This is a genomic window from Sulfurovum aggregans (assembly GCF_055385215.1).
In genome coordinates this window covers 813,919-837,442 of sequence record NZ_AP042387.1, presented here as the reverse complement: position 1 = coordinate 837,442, position 23,524 = coordinate 813,919, and the positions used below count along the sequence as shown (strand labels likewise).

20 protein-coding genes are annotated in these 23,524 nt (G+C 38.8%); 14 read left to right on the top strand and 6 right to left on the bottom strand.

Annotated features, from left to right (window positions below):
- Positions 1–103: 103 nt before the first annotated feature.
- Positions 104–1,432, top strand: a complete 1,329-nt coding sequence (gene rho, locus ACZ48W_RS04115; RefSeq protein WP_464830064.1) for a transcription termination factor Rho — start codon at positions 104–106, stop codon at positions 1,430–1,432.
- Positions 1,433–1,466: 34 nt separating this feature from the next.
- Positions 1,467–2,255 carry a glutamate racemase gene (gene murI / locus ACZ48W_RS04110; RefSeq protein WP_464830063.1) on the top strand — a complete coding sequence of 263 codons (789 nt, stop codon included), beginning with the start codon at positions 1,467–1,469 and terminating at the stop codon, positions 2,253–2,255.
- Between the two features lie 261 nt (positions 2,256–2,516).
- Here murI and trpS read toward each other — a convergent pair whose 3' ends face one another.
- The 3 genes from trpS to ACZ48W_RS04095 form a co-directional block, all read right to left on the bottom strand.
- Complete coding sequence (trpS, locus tag ACZ48W_RS04105) at positions 2,517–3,479, bottom strand: tryptophan--tRNA ligase (protein ID WP_464830062.1); 963 nt, start codon at positions 3,477–3,479, stop codon at positions 2,517–2,519.
- 197 nt (positions 3,480–3,676) lie between these two features.
- On the bottom strand, positions 3,677–5,077 hold the full coding sequence (gene der / locus ACZ48W_RS04100) for a ribosome biogenesis GTPase Der (RefSeq protein WP_464830061.1): 1,401 nt from the start codon (positions 5,075–5,077) through the stop codon (positions 3,677–3,679).
- Positions 5,078–5,260: 183 nt separating this feature from the next.
- On the bottom strand, positions 5,261–6,454 hold the full coding sequence (locus tag ACZ48W_RS04095) for a mechanosensitive ion channel family protein (protein ID WP_464830060.1): 1,194 nt from the start codon (positions 6,452–6,454) through the stop codon (positions 5,261–5,263).
- Positions 6,455–6,531: 77 nt separating this feature from the next.
- Between ACZ48W_RS04095 and ACZ48W_RS04090 the strand changes: the two genes are divergently transcribed.
- The gene (locus ACZ48W_RS04090; RefSeq protein WP_464830059.1) at positions 6,532–7,284 is read left to right on the top strand and encodes a DUF3108 domain-containing protein; all 753 of its coding nucleotides are present in this window, start codon (positions 6,532–6,534) and stop codon (positions 7,282–7,284) included.
- On the opposite strand, the gene ACZ48W_RS04085 is transcribed toward ACZ48W_RS04090, so the two are convergent.
- A complete protein-coding gene (locus ACZ48W_RS04085; protein WP_464830058.1) occupies positions 7,268–7,927 on the bottom strand; it encodes a response regulator transcription factor in 660 nt (219 codons plus the stop codon). The two genes, ACZ48W_RS04090 and ACZ48W_RS04085, sit on opposite strands and share 17 nt — an antisense overlap.
- Positions 7,924–8,835, bottom strand: a complete 912-nt coding sequence (locus ACZ48W_RS04080; protein ID WP_464830057.1) for a sensor histidine kinase — start codon at positions 8,833–8,835, stop codon at positions 7,924–7,926. Before ACZ48W_RS04080 ends, ACZ48W_RS04085 begins: the two co-directional genes overlap by 4 nt.
- A 254-nt stretch (positions 8,836–9,089) precedes the next feature.
- Here ACZ48W_RS04080 and ACZ48W_RS04075 point away from each other — a divergent pair, with 254 nt between their 5' ends.
- The 6 genes from ACZ48W_RS04075 to kdsA all read left to right on the top strand — a co-directional run bounded on the left by ACZ48W_RS04075 (position 9,090) and on the right by kdsA (position 16,330).
- Positions 9,090–10,040 (top strand): TAXI family TRAP transporter solute-binding subunit, encoded by a 951-nt coding sequence (locus ACZ48W_RS04075; protein WP_464830056.1) that lies wholly within the window; start codon positions 9,090–9,092, stop codon positions 10,038–10,040.
- Between the two features lie 9 nt (positions 10,041–10,049).
- Positions 10,050–12,122 (top strand): TRAP transporter permease, encoded by a 2,073-nt coding sequence (locus ACZ48W_RS04070; protein ID WP_464830055.1) that lies wholly within the window; start codon positions 10,050–10,052, stop codon positions 12,120–12,122.
- Between the two features lie 16 nt (positions 12,123–12,138).
- Positions 12,139–13,371, top strand: a complete 1,233-nt coding sequence (locus ACZ48W_RS04065; RefSeq protein ID WP_464830054.1) for an OprD family outer membrane porin — start codon at positions 12,139–12,141, stop codon at positions 13,369–13,371.
- 115 nt (positions 13,372–13,486) lie between these two features.
- Positions 13,487–14,095, top strand: coding sequence for a fumarylacetoacetate hydrolase family protein (locus ACZ48W_RS04060; RefSeq protein ID WP_464830053.1), 609 nt, complete (start codon positions 13,487–13,489; stop codon positions 14,093–14,095).
- Between the two features lie 480 nt (positions 14,096–14,575).
- A complete protein-coding gene (locus ACZ48W_RS04055) occupies positions 14,576–15,463 on the top strand; it encodes a DMT family transporter (protein WP_464830468.1) in 888 nt (295 codons plus the stop codon).
- Positions 15,464–15,529: 66 nt separating this feature from the next.
- Positions 15,530–16,330 (top strand): 3-deoxy-8-phosphooctulonate synthase, encoded by an 801-nt coding sequence (kdsA, locus tag ACZ48W_RS04050; RefSeq protein WP_464830052.1) that lies wholly within the window; start codon positions 15,530–15,532, stop codon positions 16,328–16,330.
- 335 nt (positions 16,331–16,665) lie between these two features.
- Here kdsA and ACZ48W_RS04045 read toward each other — a convergent pair whose 3' ends face one another.
- Positions 16,666–17,916, bottom strand: coding sequence for an IS110 family RNA-guided transposase (locus ACZ48W_RS04045; RefSeq protein ID WP_464827685.1), 1,251 nt, complete (start codon positions 17,914–17,916; stop codon positions 16,666–16,668).
- Between the two features lie 217 nt (positions 17,917–18,133).
- On the opposite strand from ACZ48W_RS04045, the gene ribH reads away from it, so the two are divergent.
- The 5 genes from ribH to recG all read left to right on the top strand — a co-directional run bounded on the left by ribH (position 18,134) and on the right by recG (position 23,502).
- On the top strand, positions 18,134–18,601 hold the full coding sequence (gene ribH / locus ACZ48W_RS04040) for a 6,7-dimethyl-8-ribityllumazine synthase (RefSeq protein ID WP_464830051.1): 468 nt from the start codon (positions 18,134–18,136) through the stop codon (positions 18,599–18,601).
- The gene (gene nusB, locus ACZ48W_RS04035) at positions 18,601–19,023 is read left to right on the top strand and encodes a transcription antitermination factor NusB (RefSeq protein WP_464830050.1); all 423 of its coding nucleotides are present in this window, start codon (positions 18,601–18,603) and stop codon (positions 19,021–19,023) included. The genes ribH and nusB overlap by 1 nt, the downstream gene beginning before the upstream one ends.
- A gap of 14 nt (positions 19,024–19,037) precedes the next feature.
- The gene (locus tag ACZ48W_RS04030) at positions 19,038–20,090 is read left to right on the top strand and encodes a dehypoxanthine futalosine cyclase (RefSeq protein WP_464830467.1); all 1,053 of its coding nucleotides are present in this window, start codon (positions 19,038–19,040) and stop codon (positions 20,088–20,090) included.
- Positions 20,091–20,313: 223 nt separating this feature from the next.
- On the top strand, positions 20,314–21,552 hold the full coding sequence (locus tag ACZ48W_RS04025; protein ID WP_464830049.1) for a M16 family metallopeptidase: 1,239 nt from the start codon (positions 20,314–20,316) through the stop codon (positions 21,550–21,552).
- A 102-nt stretch (positions 21,553–21,654) separates the two neighbouring features.
- Entirely contained in the window at positions 21,655–23,502 is a 1,848-nt protein-coding gene (recG, locus tag ACZ48W_RS04020) for an ATP-dependent DNA helicase RecG (protein WP_464830048.1), read from the top strand.
- The last annotated feature ends 22 nt before the right edge of the window (positions 23,503–23,524 follow it).

Here is a 23,524-nt window from a genome sequence, read left to right as displayed (position 1 = left end):
TTTGACATTTCAGCCAAAAAGGATTATAATATCATAACTACACGATAGTATATCTCTATTGTATATCTCCATTTTATAATCATATTCAAAAACAAGAGGAATCATGAGCGACAACAAAAAATCTAACGGTAATTCTCACGCCAACAGAAAGAACAGAACACATGTGCCGGTAGATGGCTACAAGATTGAAGATCTTCAAAAACTTCCACTGACAGAACTCGTTACTATTGCGAAAGAAGTAAAAGTAGAGAATCCTAATGAATTCCAGCGTAAAGATCTTATTTTTGAGATCTTGAAATCACAGGTAAGTCAGGGAGGGTTCATCCTTTATACGGGTATTCTTGAAGTAATGAACGATGGGTATGGTTTCTTGCGTTCGATAGACGGGAATTTCGCAAATTCAAGTAATGATACATATGTAAGCGGTACACAGGTCAAACGATTCGCATTGAGAAACGGTGATATTGTGACAGGACAGGTACGTCCTCCAAAAGACCAAGAGAAGTATTATGCGCTCTTGAAAATAGAAGCGATCAACTACTTGGCTCCGGAAAAGTCCAAACAAAGACCTCTTTTCGATAACCTGACACCGTTGTATGCAAGTGAACAGCTTAAACTTGAATATAATCCTATGAAAATGACCGGTCGTGTCCTTGATCTCTTCACTCCGATAGGTAAGGGACAAAGAGCTTTGATCGTGGCACCTCCAAGAACAGGGAAAACAGAGCTTCTGAAAGAACTTGCACATGGAATTACGTATAATAATCCGGATGCATCTCTTATGGTACTGCTTGTAGATGAGAGGCCGGAAGAGGTTACAGATATGCAGCGTTCTGTCAAAGGTGAAGTCTATGCATCAACATTTGACTTGCCTGCACAAAACCATGTCCGTACAGCTGAAATGGTCATAGAAAAAGCCAAAAGACGTGTTGAAATGGGGAAAGATGTCATTATCCTGCTTGACTCCATTACAAGACTTGCACGTGCCTATAACACAGTAACACCAAGTTCGGGAAAAGTACTCTCCGGAGGTGTAGATGCCAATGCACTGCATAAACCGAAACGTTTCTTCGGGGCAGCCAGAAATATAGAAGAGGGAGGCTCTTTGACCATTATTGCAACTGCACTTATTGAAACAGGAAGCCGTATGGATGAGGTGATATTTGAAGAATTCAAAGGTACAGGAAACTCAGAAGTTGTACTGAGCCGTCACGTGTCTGAAAGACGTATCTATCCTGCGATAGATGTAACAAAATCAGGAACGAGAAAAGAAGAACTTATGGTAAGTCCTGAGACACTTCAAAAAGTATGGGCATTGAGAAATGCAATGCAAAATATGGAAGAAGTGGAAGGACTTAAATTTCTTTTCTCTAAAATGATGAAGACAAAAACCAATGAAGAATTCCTCTCTATGATGAATGAGGGTGCATAAAAAAAGGGTAAGGAGCAGGTAGCAGGGAGTAGATATGAAGATCGGTATTTTTGATTCCGGGTTGGGCGGGTTGACGGTTGTTCAGGCCATGGCTAAGATGATCAAAGGTGCTGAACTTTTTTATATTGCCGATACCCAAAATGCACCTTATGGTGAAAAAACCCCTCAACAGATATTACAATACAGTCTGAATATCACACAATATTTTATTGATACACATCAGATAGATGCACTCATTGTTGCCTGTAATACAGCAACATCGGCAGCCATACAGCATTTAAGAACATCTTATCCTTCTCTGATCATTATAGGTACAGAACCGGGTATCAAGCCTGCTATAGAACGGACCAGAACAGGCAAAGTAGGTGTACTTGCAACTCCGGCAACACTGAAAGGTGATAAGTATCAGCAGCTGACCGATACTTTGGCAAACCAAAAAGATGTTGTACTTTTTGAACAGGCATGCCCCGGACTGGTTGAACAGATAGAAAAAGGTGAGATAGATAGTCACCGTACGAAAATGATGTTGGAAACATGGCTGACTCCCATGAGGGAAAACAGTGTAGATACTATCGTTCTGGGTTGTACGCATTATCCTTTGGTAGGAGAAGTGATTGAAAAGGTGATGCAAAGGGATCTCAACCTCATACATACGGGAGAAGCCATAGCAAAACGGTTACTTACTTTAGGTCAAGAAAAAGGACATGTTAACCATGGTGATCTAAAGATCATGCTCTACAGTACAGATGTGATTGATAAGAAAATTGTCAGTTATATTCTTGAAAAACATACAGAAGTAAAACAGATAGCTATTCAGAAATAAAACACAATATATTTGCTAATCCTCACAAAAGTAGAAAACTCCAGTAAAATAAGATAAGGGAATTTCCTATGAAGAAGTCATGGTTCAGTGATCTACAGATCATTCAGTGGTTGATAATACTGATGATCAGTTAAGTTATGTAAATCAGGAAAAAGCAGACAAAGAAGAGGATGATCAGATAAAACCTGATCAGCAAGAGATCGTTGATGAAGTAGGCAATGCGATCGATGCAGCCTTGGAAATAATTGACAGGGTACTGCTTTACAGCAGTCCTACGGCATCTCTTACTTTTACCATTTTGGCATTGGCTATACTTCTGGCTTTTTTTGCACCCTGTGCCAAGATGTCATTAACCTCATCCATATTGTTGAGGTAATAAGCCCTTTTTTCTCTGGCTTCAGCCAGTTCTTCCCAAATAAGTTCTTTAAGGTATTTTTTAAAGTGGCCATACCCTTCTTTACCGCTTTGGTAACGCTCCTGAAGTTCCAGTTTCTGTTCGTTATTTAAAAAGAGTGCAGCAAGATTATAGATATGACAATTTTCGAATTCCAAAGATTCCCCAAGCGGAGTGGATGAACTGATGATCTTGTTACATCTTTTCTGTAAAGGCTTCTCATCCATAAAGAGATCAATGGCATTGTCATAACTCTTACTCATCTTTTGTCCGTCAATACCGGGGATAGTCGCGACATCTTCCTGCACCATATGTTCAGGAAGCGTAAAGATCTCTCCATACTCATTGTTGAATTTTATAGCGATGTCTCTTGTCATTTCGACATGTTGTATCTGGTCCTTCCCTACGGGGACCTTTTGGGTATCAAGTATTAGAATGTCTGCAGCCATCAGTACGGGGTAAGAGAAAAGTGCATGACTGGCAGGAATACCTTTAGAGACTTTATCTTTGTAGCTATGTGCACGTTCAAGGAGTCCCATAGGTGTGAATTTGGAGAGTATCCAGTAGAGTTCAAGTACTTCAGGTACATGACTTTGTACCCAGAAAGTAGTTTTTTCAGGGTCTATACCGAGGGATAGATAGTCTATAGCAGCATCTATCGTATATTGTTTAAGTGTGGCAGCATCCTTGGAAGAGGTCAAGGAATGATAATTTGCGATAAATGTAAAAAGTTCATGCTCCTCTTGAAGCTCTATCATAGGCTTCATAGCTCCAAAATAGTTCCCTATATGAAGTTTGCCTGAAGCCTGTATTCCGGTAAGTACACGCATGTTATATCCTAAAATAATTTTAGGAGATTATATCAAAGTAGTGGTAAGAGTTAAGGTAGTTGGTGTTTTTGTTTCGTAGTTACAAACGACAAACTATTGTCGTTTGCTTAACGCTTTGTGCCGACGTGGCTTCGTTACACTCCGACCACTCTGGTTTCGTAGGCTACAAACGACAAACTATTGTCGTTTGCTTAACGCTACTCATCCTCGTCAAATCGTTCACCACGTTTACGGGCTACAATCTCCAAAGGGACACCCTCAAAATCAAATTTACTTCTTAAATAGTTTGCCAAATAGCGTTTATAACTGAAATGTATGCCATCGGGCCTGTTGGAGATAAGAGCAATTTTGGGCGGTTTTGTTTCATATTGTGTGGCAAATTTTATATTGACCACTGCACCGTTGTGTGAAGGCACCTGATGTCTGTTTATCGCCTCACGCACTACATCATTGAGTTTTGATGTTGGAATACGCTGTTTGTAACGTCCGTAGATAGCTGTGATCTGGTCAAGTATCCTGTTGACACGCATTCCTGTCTTTGCAGAAATGGTAATAAGTGGTGCATAGTGCAGGAATTTAAGTTCATCACGTATGTCATCAACCATCTTTTCATAGGTTTTATCTTCTCTTATATCCCATTTATTGATCACGATAAGACAGGCAAGTCTATGCTTCTCTATAAGTCCGGCAACCCTTTCATCAAGCTCTGTCACCCCTACGGTTGCATCGATCATCAGCAGGACAAGGTTGGCTTTTTCCAGCATGGCAGTGGTACGTCCAAGTGCATACTTTTCTATACCTACTATCTTACTTCTTCTTCTGATACCTGCAGTATCGATGAAAGTGATCTTATGTCCGTCATGCTCTATCATCTCATCAATAGGATCTATGGTCGTTCCTGCTACATCTGAAACAACAGAACGCTCTTCACCCAATAGTGCGTTAAGCAGTGAGCTCTTGCCTGTGTTTACACGCCCGATGATGGCAACTCTTATTTGATTGTCTACCTCTTCTACTGTAGAGTTGATGTCACGGACTATCTCAGCAAAAGGATCTATTTCCGTATCTTCTGTAAGTTCGGGTTTCGAAGTCTCTTCTTTTTCCGGTATATACTGTTCAAGCCATGCATAAAAGTCATTGAAGTATCTGTTGTGACTTACTGACATAGGAAATGTCGCATCTGCACCAAACTCCAAAAATTCCCAGTAACGTTCTTCTTCTTTATCATTATCTATTTTATTCACTACGAGTGCAAGAGGCTTGTCCAGTGCTTGTAATTTATAAAAAAGCTCTCTGTCCTCTTCATCAGGCAGGGTTTTGCCATCGACCATATAGATAATGATATCTGCTGCATCGGCAGCTCTGAGTGAGAACTCTGCTACTTTTGAAAAAAGTTCGGAAGAGTAATCTATCCCCCCTGTATCGATCACTTCGAAATCACGGTTTTCTGAAATAGTTACTATACGTTTTTTGATGTCTCTGGTTGTTCCGGATACATCTGAAGTGATGGCATCTCTCTGTCTTGCCAAACGGTTAAAGAGTGAACTCTTCCCTACGTTCGGCCGTCCTAATATGGCTACTTTTTTTAGTTCTTGCATAAATATTATTCTTTCTTGAGTCTTGTTCTACCTTTTTACAGATGGAATACACAGGTAACATTACAGAAGACAACGATTTGAGCTATATCAAATGAATGTGTACCTTTTCAAAGGCACTTCTTCCTGTTATCAGGGTATGCTCCAGCTATAGAGAGACAGAACGAGAGTATTTTATTGCTGGAATTATAGCATATTTTTACTCGGTAACTGTTCCACATAAATAGACTGTGACGGAAAAGCAAATGATGATCCATTCTCTTCAACGATCTTCATGATATTCAGATTGATCTCTTCTAAAATATGTAAATATCTTTCCCAATTGGAAGTATTGGTGAAGGTGTAAATAAAAATATTGAGCGAGCTGTCTCCAAATGTATCAAAGTTAACCATAAGACTGTCTTTTTGAGAGATGCCATCATGCTCTTGAAGCATCTCTTTGATCTCTTTGATGATCCGGGATATTTGGGAACTTGTTGTCCCATACGTCAGTCCTATATGCATTTTGATCCGTCTGATACCTCTTCTTGAAAAGTTCTCTATGGGATGATTTGCTACGATCTGGTTGGGGACAGTGATAAGGGATTTCTGAAAAGAGCGGATCTTGGTCGTTCTCATACCTATATCTTCTACAACTCCCTCAACGCCATTCACTTTGATCCATTCTCCTATACGTATGGATTTGTCTGCCAGGATCGCAAAAGAACCAAAGAGATTGGAAGCAGTATCTTTTGCAGCAAGAGCAAATGCCAGACCACCCAGTCCTAAAGAGGCGATAAGTGCAGTGACATTGATCCCCCATACTTGAAGCATGGCTCCCAGTCCTACACCGGCGATCAGAAATTTAATGATCCTGAGAATAAAGTCCCCCATCTCTTTGGAAAGATCAGTATTCAATTTCCCGGTTACACTATAAACAAGTCCGCGTAAAGCTTCTACAATGGCAAGTATCATCCAAAACAGATCAAAAACCACAAGTGTATTGAGTATGTTTTTAATGATCTGAGTCTCTTTGAATATGAGTAAGAAAAAGAGATGCAGCGCAAGTATGATAAAAGCAAAACGTAAAGGTTCTTTGATGGATGATATGATCCTGTCATCATAAAAAGTGCTAGTGTTTTTAGCCAGTTGTTGGATAAAGACAATGACTATTTTGGTAAAGATTTTTCGTAAAACCAAAATAAACAGAAAAACAAGAATGGCCAGAACAAAATTGGCAAGAGGGATATCAAGAAAAGTCTGTTGAAAAAATTCGCCGTATTTGGATGTATAGACAGGAGTGAGCCAGTTCTGTACGGTTTGTGCAAATCCCATATCCAAATTTTCAATAACATCTAAAGCTTGTGTTGCATTTTCTTCAAGTGATTGTGTTGTTGCCATGTTTTTATGATCCTTCACGTTTTATCCACATAATTATAGTAGAATTTGGTTCAAACTATAAGATTGGAGTGAAGTGAATGAAAAAAAGGTTTATTATTTTATGGATATTGATACTCTTCTCATCAATTGTAAATGCAAAAGTATTGGATGTAAAGTATAAAGTGAGCTTTGGGTTGTTCGGGCAAATGGGGGTTGCTGAAGCGCATTTGGAGACAAAAGGCAACAGGTATACGATAGATATAGGTATGAAAGCAACAGGATTGGCAAAAACACTCAGTAAAAACAGAAAAGAGAGACATATCAGTAAGGGACATATAGTCAACGGTATGTATATTTCAGATACCTATAAAGTGATCAAGACATATGGCGAAAAATATGTTGAGAAGATCTATCATATCGACCATCAGAAAAAGAGAGTTACAAAAGATTATCTGAAAAAGAATCGAGACAAAATAACTGGAGAGGAGCATACCGTATTGGATTTTTACAGTAAAAATGACCTGTTGACACTTTATTTCAACCTTTCAAAAATGATCAAAGATAAATCCAAAGCAGGTTTCTATAAATTTTCTGCTGTAGGGGCAGAACGTCAAAATGGTTTGGTGGAAGTACATATTCCTTCAGCCAGTACAGTTAAGATATATGAGAAGACTTTAGGAGAAGGTGATTACTGGTATATGACCGCGATCATCTACCAAAAGATATTTTCAAGCAACAAAGGTGAACTGATGCTGGCTGTAGGCAAAGACGGTATTACCCAAAAAGCTGTACTGAAAGATCTTATTATGTTTGGAGACCTGGTAGCAAAGCGAATCAACCAGGCCTTTTGATCATATACCCCATATTTCTGATATTGATGATGATATCTTCTTTCAGTGTTTTTTTTAGACGGTTTATTTCTGCTCTGATGGTTGGAATCTCAACATCAAGGTTATCCCAGGCGTACTCTTGAAAAAGTGCGTAGTCAACTACACGATTTCGGTTATTTGCAAGAAGGGTAAGGATCTTTAAATGTCTTTCTGATAACACTTGGACTTCGCCATTAAACCTGAGTGTAGAGGACTCCATATCTAAGCTATAGCTCTTTGATAATCTTAAGTGTGAATGAGGGATATAGTTTGATTGAAGTATTTTATCTATCCTGATGGCCAACTCTTTAAGATGAAATGGTTTCTTGAGGTAATCATGACATCCAAGATTAAAAGCACGGGAAATATCGTCTATATCTATAATGGCTGATATGAAAATAGTAGGGATCTGTATTTTCTCTTCATGTAGCATTTCAAGGAGTGTCAGTCCGTCAATGTTTGGCACATTGATATCTAAAATAAGCAGATCAAAACATGTCTCTTTAAGTGAGTTAAGTACAGAATTCCCGTCTCTAAAGGTTTGAACGGCGTGACCTTTAATGATGAGAAACCTGGTGATCGCCTCACTGAGTAATGGGTCATCCTCAAGTAATAAAATTTTCATTTCGCTCCTTTGTTGAAATAATATTTGAATGAAGTGTTGTTTTTGTCGGATTGAAGTACTATCTTGATATTCTCCTCATCGCATATGGTCTTGACTAGATTTAAACCAAGGCCAAGACCATCTTTAATATGGTTTTCCCTGTAGTATGCATTAAAAATTTGTTCCGGATCTTCTATGGTTGTAGAATTGCTGGAAATTTCAAAAATACAATGATCTTCCTTTTCATAGAGTCTTATTTTTATCACCTCAAACTCTTTAGTATATTTTATTGCATTTGTAATGTTATTGTCAATGATACGTTGCAGCTTGGTTTCATTGATGAGAATGGTAGTATGATTGCAATGATTTTTGAATTCAAATGAGAGTTTTGATTGTTTGGCAACGATATCAAAAAATTCTATTCTGCTCTTAATAAAATCTGCCAATATGAGTTCTTGTTTTGGGTAAGCAATTTTATCTTTTTGGGTAAGATAGCTTAAATCATCATAAATGCCATACATATTTTTAGTAGCAGCTTCAATATTGGAGAGGGCAATATGTTTTCCTGATTCGAGCTCAAAAAGTTCGATATTCGCCATGATGACTGCGAGTGGAGTATTTGTTTCATGTACCGCATGGCGTAGAAAAAGTTTTTGTGATTTAAGTAGTTCCTGTGAGTACTCTTTCTCTTTTTTTAATTTGTTTTCATAGTCTTGGCGTGATAATCGCATAAGCTTGAGATAAAAAAGATTAAGGACAAATACCAATATACCATAAGGTAGTAAAATAACTACATTTTCAGTGTTTTTAAAAAGAGCAACCAGACCAAGTGCAAAAGTAAATACAAATCCAATAATACCAAATAAATGCATGGCATATTTTTTGAATATGTTTTTAAGCGGAGGAAGAGGAGATAGATATTGTGTCAATGTTTGTCCTTTTTGCTTAATACCTTATAGAATGGTACTATAGTATTTATATTAACTTAATACAAACTAATGTTTTTTTGATTCATTTTATATGCAGAGTTAATATAGTGTTACTAATTAGAAAATATAATTGTAAATTATAGATAAATTGATTGGATTTTCCATGATGCTATTTTGAGGCTACTTTTCTTAAGTACAATTTGACTTATCGATCTTTAAAGGCGATAATTATATCAAACTATTTGGAGAATATTATGAAGAAAACAATGATGAGTGCTGCGTTAATTGCAGCCATGAGCGTTCCGGCTTTTGCAACGCAATTTATTACGATTGGTACAGGGGGAGTTACCGGTACTTACTACCCGACCGGCGGTGCTATTTGTCGGATGATGAATAAAGAGAGAAAAACAACGGGTATCAGATGTTCCGTAGAGTCAACCGGAGGATCTGTTTACAATGTAAATACGATCAATGCCAATGAACTTGATTTCGGTATTGCTCAGAGTGATACTGCGTATCAGGCATATAACGGTGAAGGAAAATTTAAAGGTAAGGCAATTAAAGGTTTAAGATCCGTATTGGCAATTTATCCTGAGCTTTTAGCATTTGTCGTGACAAAATCATCAGGGATCAAATCTTTAGCAGATGTGAAAGGTAAAAAATTAAATATAGATATTCCTGGTTCCGGTACAAGAATGACTACGGATATCGTACTTGAAGCATTTGGTATCAAACATTCGGACCTGGCACTTGCAAATGAATTAAAATCAAGTGAGGGGCCGACGATGTTAAAAGATAACAAAATCGATGGTTATTTTGGTGTATTCGGCCACCCGACGGCAAATATTAAAGATGCTTCAAACTCTGTAGATATTGATCTGGTAGCTATTGAAGGAAAACCTATTGATGATTTGGTCAATAAATATTCTTACTATGCAAAAGGTGTGATCTCCGGTTCTTTTTATAAAGGTGTAGAACATGATACTCCAAGTATTGGTGTAAAAGCAGTACTTGTAACTAAAGACAGCATTGATGATAAAGTAGTTTATACTGTGGCTAAAACTATCCTTGATAATTTTGAAGCATTCAAAAAACTTCATCCTGCATATAAAACGATCACAAAAGAGTCATTACTTGATGGCCTGGCAGTACCACAGCATCCAGGTGCGATCAAAGCATTTAAAGAAGCAGGTCTTTTAAAATAAGGAAGTGCTATGAAAGAAAATCAGCATATAGATGAACAATTCATAGAGAATGAAGAAAAACTGGTAGAAGAGCTTGAAGGGCAAAGAAATCTGGAAGAGGGTTCATGGCAGCATTGGATGATCGCTATTATCGCATTTGCCTGGTCTTTGTACCAGCTTTATGTAGTAGTGGTGCCTACCAATAGTGTATTTGTAAGATCTTTTCACCTGGCATTTGCCTTGGCATTGGTATTTGCAATGTATCCTATGTTTCGAACACCTAAAACTATGAGTAGCATACCCTGGTATAATTTTCCCATAGGTATTGCTGCGGTAATAGGGGCTTTGTATATTTTCATGAACTATGATGCACTCAATGCACGAAGCGGGGCATGGTCACATCTGGATGTTGGTATGGGTATTTTGAGTATTATCTTACTTTTAAAGGCGGCAAGGCGTTCTCTGGGTATGGCTTTACCTGTGATCGCGGGTATCTTTATATTGTATGATTATTTTGGTCAGTATATGCCAGACTTGATCGCACATAAAGGTGCAAGCATTAACAAGATCGTAGGACAGATGTATCTTACTACAGAAGGTATTTTTGGTGTACCACTGGGTGTGAGTGCTTCTTATGTTTTTTTATTTGTCCTTTTTGGAGCACTGCTTGAAAGAGCAGGAGCAGGAAAGTATTTTATTGACCTGGCTTATGCACTGCTTGGTAAATACGATGGTGGGCCAGCCAAAGCATCTGTTGCAGCATCAGGTATGATGGGGATTATCTCAGGTAGTTCTATTGCCAATACGGTCACAACAGGTACTTTTACGATTCCACTTATGAAAAAACTGGGTTTCCCGGGTTACAAGGCAGCTTCCGTTGAAGTAGCAGCTTCTACGAATGGACAGCTCATGCCTCCTATTATGGGGGCTGCAGCATTCATCATTGCAGAGTTTTTAGGCTTGGCATACACGGATGTGATCATGGCAGCAGCTATACCGGCATTTGTAAGCTATTTTGCACTTTTTTACATTGTGCATTTAGAAGCTAAAAAATTAGGTATCAAGGGAGAAGACCCTTCCAAATTGGCACGTGCATTTGATATCTTTAAAGGCGGGATCCATTATATCGTGCCTATATTTTTCCTTATGTACACGCTTATCGTACTTAGACAGTCTCCTCAGATGGCAGCGTTTAATGCCATTTTCTTCATGATGCTTATTATGGTACTTCAACGTCCTGCATATGCATTTTTGGAAAAACGTGCGTTAACGCAGGAAGTATGGCTAAGCGGTTTTGTTGATATCGGCCAGGGGATGATCAATGGAGCTAAAAATATGGTGCCTATTGCTATTGCCACAGCGGTTGCCGGTATTGTTGTCGGTTCGGTAACGCTTACAGGTATAGGGCTTATCTTGGCTGAGGTAATCGAAGAGTTATCAGGTGGATATATTATTGCAGTGTTACTTCTTACTGCTGTGGTGTCACTCATTCTTGGTATGGGACTGCCTACAACGGCAAACTATATCGTTATGGCAGCACTTACTGCACCTGTGATCATGTCATTATCAAATGATTTGGGTTATTTGATCCCAGCCATAGCGGCACACCTCTTTGTATTCTATTTTGGGATACTCGCGGATGATACGCCCCCTGTTGGGATGGCGGCTTATGCCGCCGCAGGGATAGCCAAGAGTGATCCCATTAAAACAGGCTTGCAGGGGTTTGCCTATGATATAAGAACAGCCATATTGCCATTTGCGTTCTTCTTCAACAATAAACTTTTGCTTATAGCAGGAGTAGATGCGGCAGATCCAAACAACCCGGCTACATGGCAGTGGATCACAAACCCCGGTGAGATAGGGCTTATTTTTATTACAGCAGCTGCAGGAATGTTCGCATTCTCTTCAGCAACACAAGGTTGGGTATTGACTAAAACAACAGGCGTTGAAAGACTTCTGCTGTTGGCAGTTGTACCCTTTATGCTTATACCAAATATGACCAGTTCATGGCTTGGGATAGGTTCGGAGTACTTATCGTACGCAATAGGTTTTGCAATATATGGCGTAGTCTATTTTATGCAAAAGAATAAAATTAAAAATTAAAAACAAGGGAGTTAAAATGAAAAAGGGTTTATTACTGTCAATAGTGGCATCAACAATGATCATGGCAGGTGGGGATATCGTTCCTGTGGAACCAGTAGTAGAAGCAGCACCAGAAGTCAATACAGGAAGTTTTGGAGATGCACTTAAAAATGGTAAATTTACAGCGAATATGAGATTGTTCTATATGAATAGAAGCTTTGATGTAGCAGGTACACCGGATGCAGAAGCATTGACTGCAGGTGGGATTGTCAAGTATGAAAGTGGTGACTACCATGGATTCAAATTTGGTTTTGCATACTATGGAAGTCATAAAGTAGGAGATTTCTTTGATAGAACAGATGGAATTGGTACAAGCCTTTTACAATCAAACGGTGATGATATCGCATTCCTGGGAGAAGCATATTTGCAATATGATATGAGTAATACTATGTTTAAAATAGGTCGTCAAAGACTTTCTACCCCACTCATGCAGGATCATGATCTTAGACTTTTGCCATCTACGTATGAGGCAGCTATTGTACGCAATAAAGATATTCAAGATACCATGGTAGAAGTAGGATATGTGAAGCGTTATAGTGGATTTGTGTCTAAATTAAGTGATTTTGATGATATAGATACTGCATGGGGTAAAGATGGTCTTGGATATATTTATATTAAAAATAAGAGTATTGAGAACCTGACATTGAGAGCCCAATATATTACATCACTTTCAGATACGGCTGCTGACGGTACTCCTATCGATGTGGAAGATTATAGATATTTTGATCTAAAGTATAACTTGCCATTTGGTGATAAAACATATGTTAAGGCACAGTATGGAGGAAATGCATATGCGAATGCAGATGACTCTACACTGGTTGGAGCAAAAATAGGAACAACGTTATTTGATATGGTTGATGTCGCTGTCCTTTATGATCAAATTTCAGATAACTCATTTAAAGCAGTTGAATCAGGACCTATGTACTCTGACTGGCAACAAGGATACAGTAACTATGAAGCAAGTACAGCATTTGGTGGACAGTTAGTCGTAAGACCACTTGATGGACTTAGTTTAAAATTCGGTTATGTTGATGTAAGTGCAGATGAAGGTAATGTGAGAGATGATTTTTCAGAATTTAACTTTGATGGAAAATATACCATTAATGACTATTCTAAAATCAGAGTAAGATACTCTATTAAAGATCAAACAGATACTTCAGACAGAGAAGACAGAGATGACTTCAGAATTATTTACTATATGAACTTTTAAAACATAAGCATCAAGAGCTGTGCTCTTGATGCTGTTCTTTAGGGAACCTCTAATGTATTCTCAGTGAACCTATGCCTTGGTGGGTTTACTGAAAATAGATTTAAAGGACAGGTACATGCGCACCATACAATATGAAGATGAAAATATCACTCCGTCAAAAGTGATCTGTGTTGGCAGAAATTACGTAGCACACATAGAAGAGTTAAACAATGAAACACCAGATAGCATGGTGTTGTTCAACAAACCAAATTCAGCCATTACAAACAGGCTTGAATATATACAAAAAGATTGTCGTTTTGAAGGTGAGATCTGTTTTCTGATCAAAGAGAATAAGATAGAAGGGCTAGGCTTTGGACTGGACTTAACCAAGGCAGGCATACAAAATAAGATGAAAGAGAAGGGGCTTCCCTGGGAGAGGGCGAAAAGTTTCGATGGCTCTGCTGTTTTGAGTAAGTTTGTAAAGTTTAACGGCAACATAGAAACATTGGAGATGAAATTATATGTTAATGAGGTACTTACCCAGCATGCAGACTACGATCTGATGATATATAAGCCGCATAGTATTGTAAGTGAAATAGCTTCTTTTATGAGCTTTGAAGATGGAGATATCATCATGAGCGGTACACCAAAGGGTGTAGCAACTTATGATAAAGGTGATGTTTTTGTAGGTGAAATTTATGTTGATGGAAAGTTAGTGCTAAAAGAAGAATTCATAGCACTTTAACATTCAAAACAAAATCTATCACCTTCTTATCTGACATCTCACAAGGTTTTAATATTCCGCCTTTTATGGTGGGGTAGTTCATGGTCTATTTTTACCTAAATATGTTACACTTCGGAAAAATATAACAACCTCGTTCCCAAACTTTAGAGATTGTGAAAGAACTGTAACTTCTCGGAAGTGGAGACTTTATCGAAGTGTATACCTTTAGGTGCAGTCCCACCAAAAAGCTTTTTTGCCTAAAAAAGTTTGTATTTAATGGAGAAATATTGCTTTTTCTGTCAAAATAACCTAAAAATATGCAAATATTTGGGTGAGGCTGAAGCCTTCACTTCCGAGGTGCCTAGTTCTTTCACAGCCTCTCTAGCTTGGGAATGCATATACCGGTGAATAAGCTCATAAGATTTATATTGACTGTGCACTTTCTGTATGTATTCCCAAACTCAGTTTGAGAACGAGAGCCGAGGGTCCTGATTGAAAAAAATGATTAAAAATATGGATAGGGGTATCCTTTTCATGCTATTGGCTTCATTGAGTTTTGCTGCTATGGGCGGTTTTGCAAAAGTAGTGAGCCAGGTTCTTCCTCCTGTTGAAGTAACATTTTTTAGAAATATTTTTGGGGTTGTTCTTGTGGGAATAGCTATTTACAAAGTACCGCTCAAGCAAACAGGCGGAAAAATTTTGCTACTTGTATTCCGTGGCTCTATGGGGTTTGCAGCACTTTTGGCATATTTTTACATCATGGCACATATTCCTTTGGGGGAAGCAGTAACTTACAACAAAACCTCTCCTGTATTCGTGGCTATCTTTGCGTATCTGTTTTTAAATGAAAAGCTGCATAAAAGTGCTTTACTTGCGATAGTTATTGGTTTTGTTGGTATTGTTTTAGTGGCACAACCTCAGGGTGGTACATTTGACAAATATGACATACTGGGTATTTTTTCCGGTATAGGGGCGGCATTGGCCTATACGTCTATACGTGAACTTAGAAAGTATTATGATACACGTGCCATAGTGATGTCTTTTATGGGTGTAGGTACGGTCGCACCTCTTTTTTTGATGCTTATTACTCCTTATGTCAATGTATCAGATGATTTTGACTGGATGTTTTCCAAATTCGTGATGCCACAGGGAGTACAATGGGGGTATGTTACCGCAGTAGGTGTCTTTGCCACGATCTCCCAACTGCTGATGACAAAGGCATATGAACTGACAAAAGCAGGTATTGTTGGTACGATCAGTTACAGCAATATTGTCTTTGCAGTCATCATAGGTGTGATGCTGGGAGACCCTATACCGGACTTTTGGACAGTTTTGGGTATAATCTTAGTGATTGTCTCAGGGCTTATGGTAGCTTTGTCAAAAAGGTAAATAGCAGTGGGCAGTTTCAGTATGTATTGCTGTGCATACTTTTATTTATGATGTTAAAGGAAACAGATGATATTAATTGCAGGACCATGTGTCCTTGAGAGCCGTGATGCAGTTATGCGTATTGCAGAGTCTTTAGGTAAATACCATGAAGATTGTACCAAAGATTTTTATTTTAAAGCGAGTTTTGATAAAGCAAACCGTACAAGTTTGGATAGTTTTAGAGGACCGGGTTTGGAAGAAGGCCTTAAAATGCTTCAAGAGGTGAAAGAGCAGTTTGGCTATAAAATACTTACAGATGTGCATGATTATACTCAACCGGCAGCAGTAGCTGAGGTAGCAGATGTACTTCAAATACCTGCCTTTTTGTCCCGCCAGACAGACTTACTTGTTGCGGCAGCAAAAACAGCTGCAACAGTAAACATCAAAAAAGGGCAGTTTTTGGCACCTGCTGCGATGGAGCACTCTGTAGCCAAAGTACTTAAGACCAGAGGGTTTGACGGTGACGTTACCTATGAAAATTCGAAGAAGTATAACGTATGGCTCACAGAGAGAGGCTCAAGTTTTGGGTATGGGAACCTTATTGTTGATATGCGTGGACTCAAAATCATGCGTGAGTTTGCCCCGGTCATATTTGATGCAACACACTCTGTACAGATGCCTGCATCCGGTGGAGCCAGCTCAGGTGGAGACAGTTCATTCGTACCGTATCTTTCACGTGCAGCAGCAGCAGTAGGTGTGGATGGTTTCTTCTTTGAGACGCACTTCGATCCGAGTATTGCTTTGAGTGATGGCCCAAATATGATAAAATTACAGGAATTAGATGCATTAATAAAACAAATTGATGCAATAAGGCTTATTGTAGAGTAATAGAGGGCTGCACTCTCGTTCCCAAGCTCCGGCTTGGGAATGCATACAGCAACTTAATAACTCAAGCAACCCTATTAGCCCCATAAACTCAAGTATGCATTCCCAACGAGGACGTTGGGAACGAGAAATATGCATAACAAGGAAAATATATTAAAAACCATCCTATAAAGAATAGCTTAAACCAATAGCTGTTTTTTATAGACAGAGGTATCCTGTTGGATTATTTGAGTATTTGAAAAGAATATTCAAATGATCAAATAGATACTAAAACAATATTTGGTCAATGTTCATTAAAAACTCATTGTTTTCACAAGTGCTAAAACTAACGGGAATATTTACCTGTTGGGGATAAATACTCTATGGGCTTGATAAGGTTCATTGTGTTTGACTATGGAATACATGATCGCTGCTATTTTCTTGGAGATAATGATTAAAGCTTCTTTCTTGGATTTACCCGAAGAGACTTTGTCTCGAAAGATCTTGTTTAGCTGAGGATTGTGCAATACAGATCCTACTGCAGCCATATAAAGTGCATGTTTGGCAATAGGTATGCCTCTTTTTGCAAGCCTGCCTATAGAATTGGAGTTGCCAGATTGATACTGTGTAGGATAAAGACCAAGATAGCCAATAAAAGCTTTGGCTGAATCAAATCGCCTGAGATCTCCACATTCTCCTAATATGGCAGAAATGGTTTTATCTGAGATACCGGGTATACTTTGGAGATTTTCAATAGAATTGTCAATTGTATTTATTTCTTCGGTAATAAGTTGTTTGATTTGTTCTTCAATATGCTTCTTTTCTTGACATAAAAGCTCTAATATCCTAATATTAGTAGTGATCATTAGAGATCTGGCTTCATAGGCACGACCAGCATATACTGAAGTATTGGCAAGATCGATCAGGAACTTGGCTTTATCTTCAGAGAAGTTGTTACCTTTGATATGACGGAATAGACGAGTCAGCTTCTTTGGCGTAGCTTTTTGCATATCTATTGCAGTAGGGTAGACTTTGATGATCGCAAGTGCTGTCTTGGTAAAGATATTTGGAAATACTCTGCCAATCTCAGGATTGACAGTCGCCATTACAGTAGAGATTTCCCTCTTGATGGTTTTTATCTTCTTCTCCAGTGAACGTTTGGTTCTGCCTAATACCTTGACTGAATGATAGGCATCATTGGAGATATGACTCTCTTTGTATTTACCGGTAGATAAAAGTTCCGCAATGACATAGGCATCAATCGCATCATTCTTTACTTTTCGTATGGTACGGAAATCACGAAACTTGGCAGTCTGATAAGCGTTTAGCAAAACGGCTTGGTAGTCATTGTCTGTAATATATTCATACAAATTCTCAGAAAAAGCTCCTGTTGATTCTATACCAATAATAAAATCATCATTGTCTAATGACAGGTTGGCAAACTGTTCAATCAGCCTTCTTAACCCAAGAATATCCGTATAGATCCAAAATGGTTTTACAGCAAATTCACCAGCATCATCCAGGATGCACACATAATGTTTTTTTTCAGCAACATCAATTCCAACATAATACATTTTAAACCCCTTGAGTGTTAGTTTTAAAGTTCTCATAGCTTCGTGTTATACAAGGTAGAAGTTCTTACACTCCTCCTTAGCATCCTATAGATGATTTTATAAAGCTAACACAAGACGTTTTATGTGCTGGTACCAAAGTCCAAAAAGGAAAAAAACTTGTTTACTGTTAGCTTTTGTGAAAACTATGAGTCTTTATTGAACTCAACCTTATTTTATCGATTTGGTTGATAAATAGATTATACGAAGGAAACAAATGAAAATAGTAGAAGGGCAACTTACAGTAGATAAGAGTAAAAAAGTAGCGATCATCAATGCAAGATTTAACCACTTCATCACAGACAGACTCGTAGAAGGTGCGCAAGATGCATATGCCAGACATGGTGGAAATGTAGATGATCTGGATCTTATTTTGGTACCGGGTGCATTTGAGATCCCATTTGCACTGGACAAAGCACTTGCTTCCGGTAAATATGATGCAGTATGTTGTTTAGGTGCAGTGATCAGAGGTGCGACACCTCACTTTGACTATGTGTCGGCAGAAGCAACAAAAGGTGTAGCATCAGTAACACTTAAACATGGTAAACCGACAACATTTGGTGTACTTACTGTAGATAGCATTGAACAAGCTATAGAGAGAGCAGGTACAAAAGCCGGTAATAAAGGTGCTGAAGCGATGGTAGGACTCATCGAACTTGTTAACCTGTATAACGAGATTGCATAATGGCAACAAGACATCAAGCAAGAACAGCGGTAGTCGGGTTGCTTTATGCATTTGATCTGGGAAATGAGAATATCGCTAAGTTCTCAGATGAGATTCTGGAAGAAGATAAGATAAGAAATAAACAAAGAGAGTTCTCTTATACGCTTTTCAATGGTACGATCGAAAATCTTAAGATGATCGATGAAGAGGTGCAGAAACATTTGACAGATTGGGATTATGATGCCATAGGAAAAGTGGAAAAAGCAATCATGAGACTGGGTGCTTATGAGATACTTATAGCTAAAACCGATAGAGCGATTATCATCAATGAAGCGGTAGAACTTGCCAAAGAGCTGGCAGATGAAAAGTCACCGCAATTTATCAACGGTGTTTTAGATGCCATAGGTAAAGAGGACAGTGAGCAGGCAGCAGGTAGCAAGTAGCAGTGACAATGAATATGACAAAACGTATGACTATTGATGAAGCTGTAGAGCTCATCGAAAATGCTGATCTTAAAACGTTGGGGAAAATGGCACTTGCACGTAAAAAAGAGATGCATCCCAAAGGGGTAACCACGTTTGTAGTCGATAGAAATATCAACTATACAAATATCTGCTGGGTGGACTGCAAGTTTTGTGCTTTTTATACCCATGAGAAAAAAGAAGATGCGTATATCTTAACGTTTGAAGAGATAGACCGGAAGATAGATGAACTTTTAGCTATCGGTGGGACGCAGATACTTTTTCAAGGTGGAGTACATCCCAAACTTGAGATAGAGTGGTATGAGGATTTAGTTGAGCATATTCACAACAAATACCCACAAGTAACGATTCATGGGTTTTCTGCCATAGAGATAGACTATATCGCACAGCGTTCTAAAATCAGTATCAAAGAGGTGTTGGCACGGCTTAAAGCCAAAGGGCTCAGCTCCATCCCCGGAGCAGGAGCAGAGATACTTTCTGACAGGGTCAGAGATATTATCGCACCTAAAAAGCTGGATAAAGATACATGGCTGGAAGTACATAGGGAAGCACATAAACTGGGTATCAAGTCTACTGCTACCATGATGTATGGTACAGTAGAGACTACACGTGAGATCGTTGAACATTTTGACCTGGTACGACAGTTGCAAGATGAGACAGGTGGTTTCAGGGCATTTATCATGTGGTCATACCAGAGTGATAACACAGAGTTAAAACGTGAACTGCCAACCATTATTAAAACGACTTCAAACCAGTATCTGCGCTACTTGGCAGTGGCACGTCTATTTTTAGACAATGTACCAAATATTCAGAGTTCATGGGTAACACAGGGAAGTTATATCGGTCAGATGGCACTGTTATTCGGTGCAAATGATCTGGGTTCCACCATGATGGAAGAGAATGTTGTCTCTGCTGCAGGAGCAGCAAACTCTATGAATCAAAATGAGATGATAGCACTTATTCGTGATGTAGGAGAGAACCCTGCTAAGCGTAATACGGCGTATGAGATATTGGAGAGATTCTATTGATGCATTGCATCAAGAGAATGAAGAATTAAGAATGAAGAGTGAAAAGTTAAGGAATGTGGTGCAGTGGCTCCGCTTTTATTTAAAAAAAGGAACTGAAATGAAAAGTGAATGTATCTCATTAGTAAAGGCATCACAAAGTGATGCAAACCAACATTCTTCATTCTTCATTCTTCATTCTTCACTAAAAATCATTTTAATGATATTTTTAATGCAAGGATTATTGATGGCAGAAACAGTAAAAGAGATACAGATAAAAGATGCAAAAGTACCTGTAGTATTTGAAACAGGGAACTTTGTTCCGATTATCTCTATACAACTGGTATTTAAAAATGCAGGGCATTTGAGCAACACCAAAGACGGTTTGGCAGATATGTCTGCAAAGCTGCTTAATGAAGGTACAGCAGAGGATGGAAGTGTAGGGTTTGCGACAAAACTTGATGCCCATGCTGTAGATCTGGCTGCACATGCAGGGCGTGAGACTTTAGTTATAGAAGTCTCATCACTTAAAAGTGAGTTCCCTTATGCAGTGGAACGTCTGAAAGAGTTATTGAAAGATCCTAACTACACCAAAGAAGCAGCGGAGCAGGTGAAACGTCAGAAAATCGGTTGGCTGACACAAAAAAAGAGTGATTTTGACTATATCGCAGCCAGTAAATTAAGAGAAATTCTTTTTAAAGGTACGGCATTGGCAAAGCCTTATAACGGGACACTTGAAAGTGTAAAAAGTATCTCTCTTGACGATATGAAACAGTTTATTCATTCACACTTGGGTTACAACAATGTAATTGGTGTTGTAGGAGGAGATATCTCTTTTGAAGAAGCACAAAAATACCTGGATGAGGTACTTACCCTTCTTCCTAAAGTGAAGACAAAATCCATAGAAACCATCAAAGCATCAGAGTTAAAAGAGACAGTACTGATAGATGAAGATACACAACAGGCATATATTTACTTTGGGTCACCATTTGACTACTCGTATAAAGCAAAAGATCAGTACAAAGCGAAAATAGCAGAGTACTTACTTGGCGGTGCAGGGTTTGGATCACGTCTGATGGAAGAGATACGCGTAAAAAGAGGATTGACATATGGTGCATATTGTGCACTTAGACGTACGAAACCGGCCTCTTATCTCAGCGGGTATCTTCAGACCAAACTCAGTACACAGGAGGAAGCTAAAAACCTTGTGCAGAAAGTGGTAGATGATTTTGTAAGCAAAGGAATCACACAAAAAGAACTTGATGACACAAAAAAGTTTTTACTGGGGTCCGAACCGCTTCGTACCGAAACACTCTCTCAAAGACTTTACCGTGCCTATAATGAATACTATTATGGCAGGTCATTGGGCTTCTCCAGAGAGCAGTTAAAGAAAATAGAAACAGTAACACTTGATGAGATGAATGCTTTCATTACATCACATAAAGAGTTGTCAAATCTAAGCTTTAGTATCGTTACCAAAAAGTAGGGTGCGTTTGCCAACGCACCCTACAAAAACATGACAATATGACATATTTTTTCTTCTCTTTCTAAAACTTTTGTATAATAATCAAAACAAAAGGAGTAGGGGTTGGAAGAAGCAAAACAACTTTTTAAAAAACTCAAGATCCATACACTGCTTGACTTGGCTCTTATTATTCCCGCCTCCTATAATGATACAACACTCTCAACCACGCTGGAACTTGGCAAGGTGAATACCCTTGAGGCAAAAGTAATTGATACAAATATCTTTTCCGGTAAACTTCGTGTAACTTTTCAATTGGTGCAATCATGCAGGCGACTCTCTTCTACTTTTTTTCGTGTGACACCATACCACCATAAACTTTTTGAAGTAGGTTCCAGTCATGTGATACAGGGAAGGCTCGAAGAGTACAAAGGGTATTTACAAATGTCACAGCCAAAGTCCATTAAGCAAGTAGGCAAGATAACTCCTAAGTATAAGACTCTACTCAAAGAGAGTGAGATCGTTTCTCTTATAGAGTGTTATGTCACTGAGAGAAATCTTTTTAATGAAGGGTTGGACTCTAAAGAGGTAGCAACTTTGATGCATATACATTTTCCTAAAAGCATGGAAGAGGTGTATGAAAACGGTGCGTTTAAGCCTGACTTTGTCAAAGTGCTAAAATTTGTAGAAGCCTTTAATCACCTTAAAAAACTACGAGGGAAAAGAGCAGATTTCCCTGCACTTCGAGCATTACATGGAGATATCAGACCTTTTGTAGAGAACTTGCCTTTTACACTGACAGAGGAACAACAAGAGGTTATCACTCAGATCCAACAGGATTTAGCCAGAAAAGACAAAGCAGCCAAACGGATGGTAGTAGGAGATGTAGGTTCCGGTAAGACGATGGTCATATTGGCTTCAGTAATGATGGCACTGCCATATAAGAGTATCCTGATGGCACCAACATCTCTTCTTGCTTTGCAACTCTATGAGGAAGCATGTAAACATCTGCCTAAAGAGGTGAAAGTGGCTTTGGTCATGCAGGGTAAAGATAAAGGGGATTACAGAGAAGCAGATTTTATCATAGGAACGCATGCTTTACTTTATAAGGAAGATCTGCCTCAAGCTTCTTTAGTGATGGTAGATGAACAACACCGTTTTGGTACGAAGCAGCGGCAGAGTTTAGAAGCCTTGGTGAGTGGTGAAGACGAGCATCTAAAATGCAGTACAAGCGAAGCACTAAATGCTGAGTCGTATAAGAAGCCACACTTCATACAGTTCTCCGCTACACCTATTCCAAGAACACAGGCAATGATGGAGTCTGAACTACTGGATGTAAGTCTCATTACTACCACACCTTTCCGGAGAGAGGTACTCACCCAAACTATGAGTAAGCCGGACTTTCCGAACCTGTTGGGACATATCAAAGAGGAGATAGCCCGGAAGCATCAAGTACTTATCATTTATCCTTTGGTTGAGGAGAGTACAGAAGTACCCTACCAGTCTTTGGAAGAGAGTAGAGGGTTTTGGGAAAGTAAGTTTGACAATGTCTATGTCACCCATGGCAAAGATAAACAAAAAGAAGAAGTCTTGCTTGAGTTTAGAGAAAAAGGTGATATCTTATTGGCAACAACGGTTGTAGAAGTGGGTATCTCTCTGCCCGGACTCACACTCATTGTCATTGTAGGAGCTGAGAGGCTGGGACTTGCTACTTTGCATCAACTCAGAGGACGGGTAGGGCGTAACGGTCTAAAGAGTTGGTGCTACCTCTACAGCAACAGCCATGCCAATGAACGACTTACCCGGTTTACCCAAACCACTAATGGATTTGACATCGCAAAACTTGACCTGAAATTTCGTGACAGTGGAGATATCTTAGATGGAACGATACAAAGCGGTCAAAAGTTCAAGTGGCTGGATATGGGAGAAGATGAAGAGATTGTTGCATATGCAAAAACTCGAATTAAAAATTAAAAATGTTTGCTATTACCCAAAA